General features: G+C 38.7%; 17 protein-coding genes. 7 read left to right on the top strand and 10 right to left on the bottom strand.

Translation table 11 applies throughout. The annotated features are described in order from the left end of the window. Positions 1–39 precede the first annotated feature (39 nt). A complete protein-coding gene (locus V7L95_RS13975) occupies positions 40–657 on the top strand; it encodes a YhcN/YlaJ family sporulation lipoprotein (RefSeq protein ID WP_019743435.1) in 618 nt (205 codons plus the stop codon). 105 nt (positions 658–762) lie between these two features. Beyond that, on the top strand, positions 763–993 hold the full coding sequence (locus V7L95_RS13970; RefSeq protein ID WP_008345063.1) for a YlaI family protein: 231 nt from the start codon (positions 763–765) through the stop codon (positions 991–993). 29 nt (positions 994–1,022) lie between these two features. Here V7L95_RS13970 and V7L95_RS13965 read toward each other — a convergent pair whose 3' ends face one another. Both V7L95_RS13965 and typA read right to left on the bottom strand, forming a co-directional pair. Continuing rightward, positions 1,023–1,346: a YlaH-like family protein gene (locus V7L95_RS13965; RefSeq protein ID WP_007499841.1), complete on the bottom strand. Its 324-nt coding sequence runs from the start codon at positions 1,344–1,346 to the stop codon at positions 1,023–1,025. Positions 1,347–1,400: 54 nt separating this feature from the next. Then, the gene (gene typA, locus V7L95_RS13960) at positions 1,401–3,239 is read right to left on the bottom strand and encodes a translational GTPase TypA (protein WP_008345068.1); all 1,839 of its coding nucleotides are present in this window, start codon (positions 3,237–3,239) and stop codon (positions 1,401–1,403) included. A gap of 113 nt (positions 3,240–3,352) precedes the next feature. Here typA and V7L95_RS13955 point away from each other — a divergent pair, with 113 nt between their 5' ends. Further along, positions 3,353–3,532, top strand: a complete 180-nt coding sequence (locus tag V7L95_RS13955) for a DUF5325 family protein (protein ID WP_008345070.1) — start codon at positions 3,353–3,355, stop codon at positions 3,530–3,532. Positions 3,533–3,805: 273 nt separating this feature from the next. Then, positions 3,806–4,441 (top strand): hypothetical protein, encoded by a 636-nt coding sequence (locus V7L95_RS13950; protein WP_017359387.1) that lies wholly within the window; start codon positions 3,806–3,808, stop codon positions 4,439–4,441. Positions 4,442–4,483: 42 nt separating this feature from the next. Here V7L95_RS13950 and V7L95_RS13945 read toward each other — a convergent pair whose 3' ends face one another. The 6 genes from V7L95_RS13945 to V7L95_RS13920 all read right to left on the bottom strand — a co-directional run bounded on the left by V7L95_RS13945 (position 4,484) and on the right by V7L95_RS13920 (position 8,707). Continuing rightward, positions 4,484–4,777: a zf-HC2 domain-containing protein gene (locus V7L95_RS13945; RefSeq protein WP_025207277.1), complete on the bottom strand. Its 294-nt coding sequence runs from the start codon at positions 4,775–4,777 to the stop codon at positions 4,484–4,486. Further along, positions 4,774–5,292 (bottom strand): sigma-70 family RNA polymerase sigma factor, encoded by a 519-nt coding sequence (locus tag V7L95_RS13940; RefSeq protein WP_175580593.1) that lies wholly within the window; start codon positions 5,290–5,292, stop codon positions 4,774–4,776. Before V7L95_RS13940 ends, V7L95_RS13945 begins: the two co-directional genes overlap by 4 nt. Next, positions 5,292–5,555, bottom strand: a complete 264-nt coding sequence (locus V7L95_RS13935) for a hypothetical protein (RefSeq protein WP_025207275.1) — start codon at positions 5,553–5,555, stop codon at positions 5,292–5,294. The genes V7L95_RS13940 and V7L95_RS13935 overlap by 1 nt, the downstream gene beginning before the upstream one ends. Further along, positions 5,545–7,395, bottom strand: a complete 1,851-nt coding sequence (locus tag V7L95_RS13930; protein ID WP_340966909.1) for a hypothetical protein — start codon at positions 7,393–7,395, stop codon at positions 5,545–5,547. Before V7L95_RS13930 ends, V7L95_RS13935 begins: the two co-directional genes overlap by 11 nt. 183 nt (positions 7,396–7,578) lie before the next feature. Next, positions 7,579–8,385: an inositol monophosphatase family protein gene (locus tag V7L95_RS13925; RefSeq protein ID WP_008345083.1), complete on the bottom strand. Its 807-nt coding sequence runs from the start codon at positions 8,383–8,385 to the stop codon at positions 7,579–7,581. A gap of 133 nt (positions 8,386–8,518) precedes the next feature. Beyond that, the gene (locus V7L95_RS13920) at positions 8,519–8,707 is read right to left on the bottom strand and encodes a hypothetical protein (protein ID WP_008345085.1); all 189 of its coding nucleotides are present in this window, start codon (positions 8,705–8,707) and stop codon (positions 8,519–8,521) included. A 287-nt stretch (positions 8,708–8,994) separates the two neighbouring features. On the opposite strand from V7L95_RS13920, the gene V7L95_RS13915 reads away from it, so the two are divergent. Then, a complete protein-coding gene (locus tag V7L95_RS13915) occupies positions 8,995–9,630 on the top strand; it encodes a DUF1054 domain-containing protein (protein WP_008345087.1) in 636 nt (211 codons plus the stop codon). Positions 9,631–9,660: 30 nt separating this feature from the next. Here the strand turns inward: V7L95_RS13915 and V7L95_RS13910 are convergent, their stop codons facing one another. Further along, on the bottom strand, positions 9,661–9,930 hold the full coding sequence (locus V7L95_RS13910; protein WP_008345089.1) for a UPF0223 family protein: 270 nt from the start codon (positions 9,928–9,930) through the stop codon (positions 9,661–9,663). Between the two features lie 190 nt (positions 9,931–10,120). Between V7L95_RS13910 and V7L95_RS13905 the strand changes: the two genes are divergently transcribed. Further along, on the top strand, positions 10,121–11,593 hold the full coding sequence (locus V7L95_RS13905) for an aminotransferase class I/II-fold pyridoxal phosphate-dependent enzyme (RefSeq protein WP_017367175.1): 1,473 nt from the start codon (positions 10,121–10,123) through the stop codon (positions 11,591–11,593). 43 nt (positions 11,594–11,636) lie between these two features. On the opposite strand, the gene V7L95_RS13900 is transcribed toward V7L95_RS13905, so the two are convergent. After that, positions 11,637–11,756 carry a GapA-binding peptide SR1P gene (locus V7L95_RS13900; RefSeq protein ID WP_003212464.1) on the bottom strand — a complete coding sequence of 40 codons (120 nt, stop codon included), beginning with the start codon at positions 11,754–11,756 and terminating at the stop codon, positions 11,637–11,639. A 317-nt stretch (positions 11,757–12,073) separates the two neighbouring features. On the opposite strand from V7L95_RS13900, the gene V7L95_RS13895 reads away from it, so the two are divergent. Beyond that, positions 12,074–12,454 carry a hypothetical protein gene (locus V7L95_RS13895; RefSeq protein ID WP_223255627.1) on the top strand — a complete coding sequence of 127 codons (381 nt, stop codon included), beginning with the start codon at positions 12,074–12,076 and terminating at the stop codon, positions 12,452–12,454. Positions 12,455–12,555: the final 101 nt, after the last annotated feature.

Here is a 12,555-nt window from a genome sequence, read left to right as displayed (position 1 = left end):
ATAAAATAAATCATGCAGTTTGTGAAGGAGGGAATACACATGCGACTATTTTTGACGTTATTCATGGTTCAAACCATTCTTTTATTAGGCGCTTGCCAGCATCAAGAGAAGCCTTTGGCACAAGAACATCAAGACGGAAACAAGCATTTAGTAAGAGTATCAGACTCATCCAAGAAAAACACTGACAAAGCCCGCCCATCAACAGATGTGGCGCAGCACCTAGTGAATGTGACTGAGCATGTGGCAGATGTAAATGACGCAACAGCGATCGTCATCGGCAAGTACGCTGTCGTTGGCATTGATGTAAAAGATGATTTAGATAGAAGCAAAGTTGAAACCATTAAATATTCAGTCGCCAAAGCGCTGAAAAATGACCCAGAAGGTGCGAATGCTGTTGTCGTCGCTGATCCAGATACAGTGAGCCGTTTAAAGGAAATGGGCAAAGAAATTCAAGCTGGCAGACCAGTAAGCGGAATTATGGACGAACTAGCAGCCATTGTGGGCCGTGTTATGCCAGAAATGCCTCGAAATGAAATCGACCGTAACGAAACAGATCCGACGAATGATCCGAATCATCAGCTCAAACAACAAGATCAAAAGCAATTAGAAAAAAACCAAAACGATCAATCAAACCATCATATGAATCAGAAGAAATAATGAGAACGGCTTATATCTCTTGTGATATAAGCCTTTTTTATGCTGATTTTAAGTAGCTCAAAAAACATGCTATAATCAAGGCATGACCAAAGTGAGGTGAAAATGATGAGAGTGAAGTGCTCATTATGTGAAAAGCTTGAAACCATTAATGATGATACACTTGTTGCTAAACGGTTAAGAAATCGACCGATTCATACATATATGTGCGATGACTGCCAAGAAAGAATTAAAGTAAAGACAGAGGCACGCATCAAAACTGGCAGATTCTCTCTTTATCAAGATCCTGCGACGAAAGAGAAAAAGAAGAAAAAAGGAAAAAAAGAACAGAAGACATAAAAAAGACCTGACACAAGTTCAGGTCTTTTTTACGTACTCACTGTTCCTTCTTTTTTCGCACGATGCAGCCGTATTTTATAAATAATCAAAATGACAGCTGCCACAACCAGGCCTTCTGCTACTGGCAAGAAGATTCCTAGAAATGTGAGAAACGTGCAGCCAAAAATCAAAAACAAATAAATGACAAGTGCTTTTAAAATCGGTAAACGTCTAGCAAAGCCGAGTTTAAAAACAATAATCGCTAAAACAAGGATGGTGCCATATAGGAGCCACATCCCTGTTTGCGGATTTTCATCGACACGAAACAGCATCGCGAAAAAGGATAGATTCTCACTTACTTCCTGATCATTCAAAAAGATTCCCTCCCCTTATCTTTCAGGGTTCTATCTTTTTAATTCTTCATGGAATTAAGATAATCCTGCTAGCTTTTTCTTCTTCGCAGCTTTCTCACGTTCGTTTTTGTCTAAAATTTTCTTTCTTAAACGGATCGATTCCGGTGTAACCTCACAGTATTCGTCTTCATTTAAGTACTCAAGAGATTCCTCAAGTGACATAATACGTGGTTTTTTCATGCTAACCGTTTGATCTTTTGTCGCTGAACGTACGTTTGTTTGTTGTTTCATACGGCTCACGTTGACAACAAGATCGTTTTCACGGTTATGCTCACCAACAATCATTCCTTGGTATACTTCAACACCCGGCTCAACGAAAATCACACCGCGCTCTTCAACGCCTTGGATTCCGTAAGCAGTTGCTTTACCTGTTTCCATTGAAACAAGTACACCTTGACGGCGTCCGCCAACTTGACCAGACTGCATCGGCTGGTAGCTGTCAAATGTATGGTTCAAAATACCAAAACCACGAGTTAATGAAAGAAATTCAGTTGTATATCCGATTAAACCACGTGATGGAACTGTAAAGATCAGGCGAACTTGACCGTTACCATTATTGATCATGTCAATCATTTCACCTTTTCTTGCACCCATTGATTCCATAACAGAGCCAGTATGCTCTTCAGGTACATCAATTTGAACACGCTCTACAGGCTCACATCGAACACCATCTACTTCTTTTACAATAACTTCTGGCTTCGATACTTGGAGTTCAAATCCTTCACGTCTCATATTCTCAATCAGAATTGATAAGTGAAGCTCACCGCGTCCTGATACGACCCAAGCATCAGGTGAATCCGTTGGATCTACACGAAGACTTACGTCTGTTTGAAGCTGCTGTTCTAAACGCTCTTCAATTTTACGTGATGTCACGTACTTTCCTTCACGGCCTGCAAACGGGCTGTTATTGACAACAAATGTCATTTGAAGTGTCGGCTCATCAATACGAAGGATCGGCAAAGCCTCTTGGTGTTCTACCGGGCAGACTGTTTCACCTACGTTGATGTCTTCCATACCAGATACTGCGACAAGATCTCCAGCTTTCGCTTCATTGATTTCCACTCGTTTTAACCCTTGGAAACCAAAAATCTTTGTCACGCGGAATTGTTTTACACTGCCATCCACTTTCATTAGAGCAACTTGCTGTCCTACTTGCATCGTTCCTCTAAATACACGGCCAATTCCAATTCTTCCAACATAATCATTGTAATCAAGTAGCGCCACTTGGAATTGAAGCGGCTCTTCATGGTTGTCGACTGGGCATGGGATATGGTTGACAATCGCTTCAAACAACGATTCCATGTTTTCATCTTGCTTACTAGCATCGTTACTTGCTGTACCATTGATTGCTGATGCATATACAACTGGGAATTCAAGCTGTTCTTCTGTTGCATCCAATTCAATGAACAAGTCAATGACTTCATCAACTACTTCAGCTGGACGAGCAAAGTCACGGTCAATTTTATTGACAACAACAATTGGTGTTAAGTTTTGCTCAAGTGCTTTTTTTAGCACGAATCGTGTTTGAGGCATACAACCTTCATATGCATCCACAACGAGAAGTACACCATCTACCATTTTCATGATACGCTCAACTTCACCACCGAAATCGGCGTGTCCTGGTGTATCTAAAATATTAATGCGTGTATCTTTATAATGGATCGCAGTATTTTTAGCTAAGATCGTAATACCGCGCTCTCGCTCTAAATCATTTGAATCCATGGCTCTCTCAGCGATATTTTCATTCGCACGGAAAGTACCAGCTTGATGGAGCAATTGGTCAACAAGCGTCGTTTTACCATGGTCAACGTGGGCAATAATTGCGATGTTGCGAAGGTCTTTTCGAAGTTTCACATTTTCATCTCCTAAAATAATTAGATAACTTTCATATTATATCACAATCCCCTTTAAATGCCGATCGTTTTTCTGTAAACTTATATTAACTCTAAAAAAAGGGATGGAGACAAATGAAACAAATCAAATGGCTTCTATTATTATGTGCATTACTTGCCGTCGTCAGTATGGCGTTTATTGGAGTGTCTGTTGCAGAAAAAAGCATACTGGGAACATGCTTAAGTATTGTGTTCGCCATGATTTTCATGGGTACAGGATTTACATTAAAACGAAAATTAAACGTACAATCATAAAATTTATGAAAAGCCTTTTACATTTTACATGTAGAAGGCTTTTATTTTGGGTAAAAACAAGACCAACCACCTATGTAACACTAATGATTCAACTAAAAATTTCATATAGTGTTGGCAAATCTAAGTAATCTGAACTCCTCCATTTTTCGACAAGAACTTTTATAGTTCTCCAAAAACAAACACAAAGTTACATTTTTCCTATTCTTCCACAAAGTTTCTCATGGTATGCTGTTCTTGCAACAAAATTTAACAGAAAAGGGAGAGAAAAGAAGCATGAAGAAGTTTTTGAGCAAATCGCTCAGCTCTGTTGTATTTTTCGCTTTAGCTATCATTTTTACTTTCACAACAGTAGCTCCTGGGCAAGCAAGTGCTGCAACTTTCAAAGGGATTCCTTTTGAGCAGCAACAAATCATTAAAGATTTATTGGAGAAAAACGAGCGTGTTATCAGCATTCTCATCAATTCATTTGTTGAGGAAGACAACAACTACACATTTGATGTGAAAAAAGCTGTTGAGCTCGGTTTGACTGAAGAAGAAGCGGCGACTGCTGAGAAATTCTTAGATCGCGCAGCTGTTCTTACAATCGTTTTCAGTGAAAGCATCACTAAAAACGAAAAAGGAAAATTAGTTTTTGATGCAGAAAAAGCTGTTGAACTTGGTCTTACTAAAGAAGAAGCAACTAAATTCGAAAAGCTTTTCAAATCAGTGATCAGAATTGCTGATCTTGCTGGTGATGCACTTGTTCTAGACAAAAAAGGAAACGTTGTAATTGATTCTAAAATCGCTAAAGGTCTTGGATTCAGCTCTACTGAATTACTTGTTTTCAACCAATTGCTTAAGAAAATTCCTCAAGAGCAATTAAAAACATTCTATGATGCAGTTCAAATTGCTAAAGAAAAATTGAACTAAGCTCAAAACCCCCATCCGGTTCATCCAGATGGGGGTTCTTTCTTATATCCAATAGATCAAGAGCATGATGAGATAGACGATACTAAAAACGATACTTGCCCGTAATAACAGTTTTCCATAGTAGCGCTTTTCAAACTTTCTTTTTTCTTCTTTTTCATCTATGAACGGTATGAAATCTGTTGACTTTGCAATAGAGACTGGTTCTTTCATTTCTTCATATAGATGAAGGCATTTTTTGCATGAACGTAAGTGCTCATTCACTAATTGATTTGTTTCTTCACTCGTGTCCCCTTCTATATAAAGTGGTAATAGTTCTTCAATCAAATAACAGTTCATTTGTTGAACTCCTCACAATGTAGCTTTCGTTTCAGCTCTAATCTTGCTCGATGAAGGGTTGTCTTTACTTTAGATAAAGTCCAATTCAAAATTTCCGCTACTTCTTCATACGATAATTCCTGAATATCTCTTAAAATGAGGACTTCTCGGTAAGAATCCTTCAATTGATTGATATGGCTCCACAGCCTTTGAATATCAGCTTGAGTTTCTAAATGGTCTTCAGGTGTCATGAATATCTGCTGCTCTAAAAAATCAGCTTTTTCTACATCCGTAAAAGTTCGTTTTACTTTTCGGCGATAGTCGTTGACAAATGTATGATAAGCAATGGTGTAAAGCCATGTTTTAATGCTTGAATGTCCTTTAAAAGAGGATAACCCATGCAGTGCCTTGATAAATACATCCTGCGCAAGATCCTTGGCTGTTTCGACATTTCCCGTTCTGCGATATAAATATTTGGTGATTTCCTGAAAATATTCTTCATATATTTTTTCAATTTGATTGGTCGGTCTAGACATCAAAAATAAAACCACACAGTCATCCAAATTGATAAAACGATATAAAAGAAGTATAACGAAGAAATAAACCACTTCATGCGTTTTAATTCGAGATAATCGCTCTGATCCTCAGTGTGAATAGGAGCAAACTCGTTTCCCTTAACAGAATGCTGAAACTGCTTTTCATGCGTCTTCATCCAGTTAGAAGCCTCTTCTCCAAGCTCCCCTTCCTGATACAATTCATATAAGTCTTGAAAGATGGCTTGTTTTTCTTTATCTGTCAAAACGTTGCACCTCTTTTGTTCGTCCATTTACTTCATATATTTTCCGCTCATTCGATCCGAAGGTTTGAATGATCACAAACCACGAAATGCTCATTTTCCCCTCTTTGTCGATCATTCTCACCGGCTTGATTTGTTTTTTATAGATGGCATAAGGTTCATACTTTTTGAGAACTTGCTGATAGACTTCATCACGTTCTTGATTCGATACCGTATGTAAAGAAGAGTCTGATTGCCAATTCAACTCAATTCCATCGGCATCTCTCGTCACATGAAGTAAATTTGATGATCCGTGAAAAGTATATTGTTTGTGTTCACGAGTTCCTGTTTCTATCTTCACGTCTTTTGACTGTTCCCCTATCAATTCCAACAAATCTTCGTCACTGATATTTCCTTTTTTCTGTTGAAGAATCGCTTTTGATAGCTGTATTTTCAGCAATTCTTTCGTTGAACCATTAAACAGAAATTCAGATTGATCGGCTGTCTTTACCGCCACTTCATGCTGCCATTCAAAATAAAAAGCATCAACGTCTGTGATCTGGTAAGCTGGTGGCTGTAAATTTAACTTTTTATAAATACGATTAATTTTCGTTTTCATTTCTTTGTTTGTTAAATTGATCCCGTCTACATCCTTCAATTGAAAGATGGCGTTCCCATATTGCGCTTGTCGAAGCGTCTCTTTTTTCCAGGTGGCAAACGCTAAGCTCTCATCTTTATTCTGAGACATTTTTGGCAAAAGAAGAACGCTTGTCTCCCCGTCTTCTTTTTCAACCACTACATGAATGCGGTCTAGATCAACGGATCGGCCGCTCCTTTCAAAAAATTCAATGGTTTTTTCCCTATATTCTTTATCGGTCAAATGCTGACCCTTTGCGCGACCATGATAAAAATAGCTGTTTAATTCACCTGTAAACGCAGAAACATTCACTTCATACTGATCGGCTGCAAACACGTAGTTATCAGAGATCGGCTGTTTAATAGTCGTTGAATATAATGTAGTGTCCGCTGGTACAAACTTTGAAGCGAATGCTTTTGCACTTGCTTCAGATAAAGGGCGATATTCTTCTGAGAAAGTATCTGTCAATTCCGTTTTAGTAAATTGAAACATGATATGTGGAAGATTTAAGATCGGGTTCAGCATCAGCATAAAAAAGACGACAATTCCCCAAGCACCCCACTGTCTCAACTTCACCTTGTTTTGTAGTAACGCACATAACGAATGTAATGTCATAAAGCTTCCTGCGGCCGCTATTAAAATCACAATGGATTTAAACGAAGATTGCAGCTCATGCTTCGAGATAGAAGGATAAAAAATATACAGCAGCGCAGCGAAAATCAGGCCATAGAAAAACAGCAATTCTTTCCACTTCTGATGCCAAAACAAACGAAAGAATAGGTAAAGTACCAAAGCGGCAAAGCCAATCATAAGCAAAATGATGATCAAATCTCTCCATACCAGCTCCGTATCACCGCTGAGAAAGAACTTTTTGCTTTCAACTAACACAATAAACACCGTTTGACATAAAGGCAGAAGTAACACAGATAAATCAAACGCAAAAAACATGCCTTTATTTTTTAAATAAGGAAGAGAAATCACATAGAAAAGTGATGCAAGCAAGACATATCCATAGATGAGAAATTGCATGAAATCTGTCAGCACTTCAAATGTTTCAATCGTATACTGTCTAGCTAGCACTTGGTGAATCATCTCAAGTGTCATACTCCCTAGCAGAACTACTCTTAATACGATTCCAGCATAAAATACATAACTACTCTTCTTTTCTTTCCATATGGGAAGTGTAATGAAAAGGACAAATAGTCCAAGCACACACCATTGAATCATGTGGATACTGTACTCATTTAAAATAAAAAACCTTTCAAAATGGAGGGATAAATCACTAAACAAATCAAACATTGCTACACAATCCTTTACATCAAATTAAGGCCTCATTCGTTTAGACATCTGCCTTACCAAAAAGTTTCAGGAAAAACAAAAAATCACTTCATTCTCATGAAGTGATGTTGTTTATTTTTTATTTCCGCTTCCTTTTATGTAATCATGCAAGATTTTTTCACAGACGGATCGATTTCCAGCAACAATGCTATTTTTCTCTAGAAACGTCAAGCGTTCTCCGTGAATATTCGAGTAAACAGCGCCTACCTCATCAAGTAACACACATCCAGCAGCATAATCCCAAGGCGCTAGCCTTAACGTGACATATGCGTCGCTTCTTCCGCTTGCAATATAAGCTAGTTCAAGTGCAGCTGACCCAATCGTTCTTGTTCCTCTCACAGCCCGTACGAGACGGGCAAACGGCTTAGCGTCAAAATGGGGGCTTTCAATCGCCCATGTTGGGTTAATGCCGACAATGGCTTTTTCAATGGCGACATCTTTTAGAGGCGGGAGTAAGATATCGTTCATATATGCCCCTTCTCCTTTGACTGCATGATAGAGCTCGTCATGGATGACGTCATAAATAAGACCGATTTTCCCCACACCATGTTCAAATATCCCAATTGAAATGGCAAAATTTCGTTTTTGATGGACAAAGTTCATGGTGCCATCAATTGGATCAATGATCCATACTATCCCGTCAAGAGAGGTCACTTCTTCCCCTTGGCCCTCTTCTCCTAAAATATGATGATCTGAAAATGTCGACTGTATCTTTTCAATGAAGAAACGTTCTGTTTCTTTATCGATGTTTGTGACAAGATCATTTGGATTTGATTTTGTTTCAATTGATAGACCTTCCTGCATGGATGCTTTAATGCGGCTACCCGCTTCTTTTACCCAAAGCTTTGCAAGTCGGTCAATTTCCACCCAGTTTGTCATCGGACTGTAAACCTCTTTTCTATGTAGTACCTATTTGTATTAGCATACTGATATTATGTACGTAAAAGCAAGAAAAAAGCAGCTTCATACAAAAACGAACCGATGAATTGGTTCGTTTTTACCTCACCTTGTTTTACCCTTGAAGCTGCTCCCATTCTTTTCTTAGGCGCTCAAGCTTTCGTTTGCTGCGTTCTACTTGGATATCGTCTTTTTGCTCGATGGCTTCATGAAGCGTAGAAAGCTCATAATCAACCTCTAATCTCCACACAGCGATGCGATTCTTCTTCTCTTGTCTATACCCATGCTTCACGATTTGCTTCATTGGTCAACGCCCCTTCCAGAGAATGATTCATTCCTTGTCAGTTTTCATTGATAAAAAATACAATCGATAAGAGAAATGGTTCTTGCTTATATCGTATGAAGCGATCGCATAACCGCAACGACATTCTGAAAATTGTGTTTTTACCTATTTGTTATGTACCACAAAATCGATGTTTTTAAACGCCGAACCAAGATCCCTGCTATCTTTCTCTTTAAAGTGCATCTTTTTTTGAGCTTGACCCAAGCTATGATAAAATATGATCAGCGAAAAGATACAGGAGGCATAACATGAGTGAAATGCGTTTTAGAGATGAAGATTTTGAAACATTCACAGTAGACGGTTTAGATGAACGTATGACCGTATTAAAAGAGAGAGTCCGTCCAAAGCTTGAAGCACTTGGTGAACATTTTGCACCGCTGCTTTCTTCTATTACAGGAGACGAAATGTTTGTCCACGTGGCAAAACATGCAAGAAGATCAGTCAACCCGCCAAATGACACTTGGGTGGCTTTCGCTAACAGTAAGCGTGGGTATAAAAAGCTCCCTCATTTTCAAATTGGGCTTTGGAAAACTCATGTATTTGTATGGTTTGCGCTCATTTATGAATCTCCAGTAAAAGGTGAATATGGGCAATTATTTGAAAAAGAGCTGGACACGATCCAAAAGAAAATACCGCAAGACTTTGTTTGGTCTAAGGATCATATGAAACCGGACGTCCTCCGCCACAGCGAACTTGATGCTGAACAGCTGAGAACACTATTTGAACGTGTTCAAACAGTCAAAAAGGCCGAACTCCTTTGCGGCATCCAGCTTCCTAGAGAAGAAGTTGTTCAAATGAATAATGAAGAATTCTTATCAAAAATTGAAGATGCCTTCCGCACAGTAACTTATCTATACCGCTTTACACAAAAAGAATCTGTATAAAAAACGAGCCTATATAGATAGGCTCGTTTTTTACATCCGTATCATAGCTGTTTCTTCAGCCTCTCTTGCGCTTTTTACTGTTCGATAAGGGGAATACCCACTTCCCTTTTCAAACGCCGCACAATGCGTCTTTTCTTCTGCTTTTGATGGTACAACTTCTTTAAATCGTTTATAAGCCTCTAGTAACGCTTGTTTCGCAATTCCTGTTTCATAGGCTTTTTCAACGGCTTGAAAAAATGAAATGACCGCCATCTTTTCTTCAGTTGTCCAGTCGACGTCCATTGGATATTGATATTCCATTTACTTGTCCCTCACTTTAATCCACATTTCTTATTTGAACTTTTATTATAGCATCTGTTTGATCAGAATCCGATTGATTTTATGCTTTACATTCCGATCAGTTCATAATATAATTCTTTTGTTTTATGCAATGAAATCTGCTGTTATTGGGATAATAATAGCAGGTATTTCGATGAAGGTGGGAAAGCAATTGTCACAACATGATACACCCTTATACACTGGACTAAAAAAACACGCTTCAACCAATCCAGTCCAATTTCACATTCCAGGCCATAAAAAAGGAGCCGGAATGGACCCTGAATTTAGAGCATTCATTGGAGACAATGCATTAAGCATTGACCTTATTAATATAGAACCTCTTGATGATTTACATTCGCCTCGAGGAATGATCAAAGAAGCACAGGAGCTTGCAGCAGAAGCATTTGGTGCCGACCATACGTTTTTCTCTATACAAGGAACAAGCGGCGCGATCATGACAATGGTGATGACCGTCTGTGGTCCTGGAGACAAAATTATTGTTCCACGTAATGTCCATAAGTCGATTATGTCTGCTATTGTATTTTCTGGTGCAGTACCTGTTTTTATTCACCCGGAAATTGACAAAGAGCTTGGCATCTCTCATGGCATCACGCCAGAGTCAGCTAAAAAAGCGCTGACTAAACACCCAGATGCGAAAGGGCTGCTTGTGATTAACCCAACGTATTTTGGCATTTCAGCTGATTTAAAAACCATTGTAGACATTGCTCATTCATATGACGTACCTGTTCTTGTAGATGAGGCACATGGTGTGCATATTCATTTTCACGATGAGCTTCCATTGTCTGCGATGCAGGCGGGAGCTGATATGGCAGCAACAAGTGTGCATAAACTTGGTGGCTCTCTCACCCAAAGCTCGATTTTAAATATAAAAGAAGGGCTTGTTTCAAAGGATCGAGTACAATCTATTTTAAGCATGCTGACAACTACGTCTACTTCTTATTTACTTTTAGCCTCCCTGGATGTCGCTAGAAAGCGATTAGCGACTGAAGGAAAGGCACTTGCAGATGAAGCCATTCGATTAGCTGAATCAGCAAGAACTCGTTTAAACGAAATTGAAGGTATTACTTGTATTGGTCAAGAAATTCTCGGTTCACCTTCTACTTACGATTATGACCCAACAAAATTAATCATCTCCATTAAAGACCTTGGACTGAATGGCCATGATGTGGAGAAATGGCTGAGAGAAAGCTACCGAATTGAAGTAGAGCTCTCTGACCTATACAACATTTTATGTATCGTGACGCCTGGCGATTGTGATGAGACGATTGATACGCTTGTAACGGCTATGAAGGAAATTGCGGCAACCTCTGCACGTCAAGGCGGCAAACAAGCCGTGACAGAAGTGTTACTGCCTGAGATCCCTTCGCTTGCGATGACACCGCGTGACGCTTTTTACGCAACAACGGAAGTCATTCCATTTAAAGAAGCGGCTGGCCGGATCATTGCAGAATTTGTCATGGTTTATCCGCCTGGTATTCCTATTTTTATACCAGGAGAAATCATCACAGAAGAAAATATCTCCTATATCTTTAAAAATATCGAAATCGGTCTTCCTGTTCAAGGACCAGAAGATTCCACACTAGATATGATTCGTGTCATTAAAGAACAAAAAGCCATTTTATAAAAAAGAAACATGCAGCCCCCATTGGAGCTGCATGCTTTTTTATTTATTCAGAGGCTTCATCACAGCAATGACAGTGACCACATGTTCCATAAAGTGTTGTCACTTTTTCATTTTCAAATTGATCAATGGTTTCATTGCAATCTTGACAAATAATTGTACCCACAGTACATTCCCCTTTTCTTTACTCAAAGTTTGAAAGCGTTTAATCTATTTCATATCTCTATAATATGATGTCACATTTAAGTTGTCAACGGTTAATTGTATGACACATTTAATCATTTTTTATAAAAATATGTTTTTTTCTCATCATATTGAGGAAACGTTTCAAATGTATTTTGCTTCATATCAATTCTGTAACAATTGAGTAACAATCGAAAATTGTCAAAAAGGACGTGATACACTAGAGTGACTAACAGGGAACTGGCTCCTAAAAATGTTGGTACAACCCCAAAGGATTTTGAGGTGAATAGATTGAATTTTATGAGGACCCTTCTCATTATATTCCCTATGCTCTTTGTACTTAGTTCATGCTCATTTGCGTATATCATACCGAATCAGACAGACCAGGTCAGTCATATTCAAAAACCAAGAATTCTCTTTTTTACTGATGCAGAAAATCTTGATAAAGAAAGTCCTTATTATGACGCAGTGCTCGATTTAAAAAATGAATATCCGAAGGAAATGTCCAAGATGATTGTCAAAGAAGATCGTAAAGGCTGGAAAAATGAAGTAGACGAACTGCCGGCTATTTTACTTGTCAATAATGAAAAGGTCATTGTGAAGGTGGAAGGTAATGTCCGAAGTAAAGAGGATATCTTATCACCCATATGCCAAGCATTAGATCGAGTGAATACAAATTAACGGTTCGACTTTGCACTTATATATCCATATGAAAAAAGCCCTCAGCTCATGAGGGCTTTTCGTTTTCAGCGACGTTTCACATACATAAAAATACCCTCTCC

Source organism: Bacillus sp. PPSBB_11 (genome assembly GCF_038023285.1).
GTDB lineage: Bacteria > Bacillota > Bacilli > Bacillales > Bacillaceae > Bacillus > Bacillus altitudinis.
This window is presented reverse-complemented; position numbering and strand designations above follow the sequence as displayed.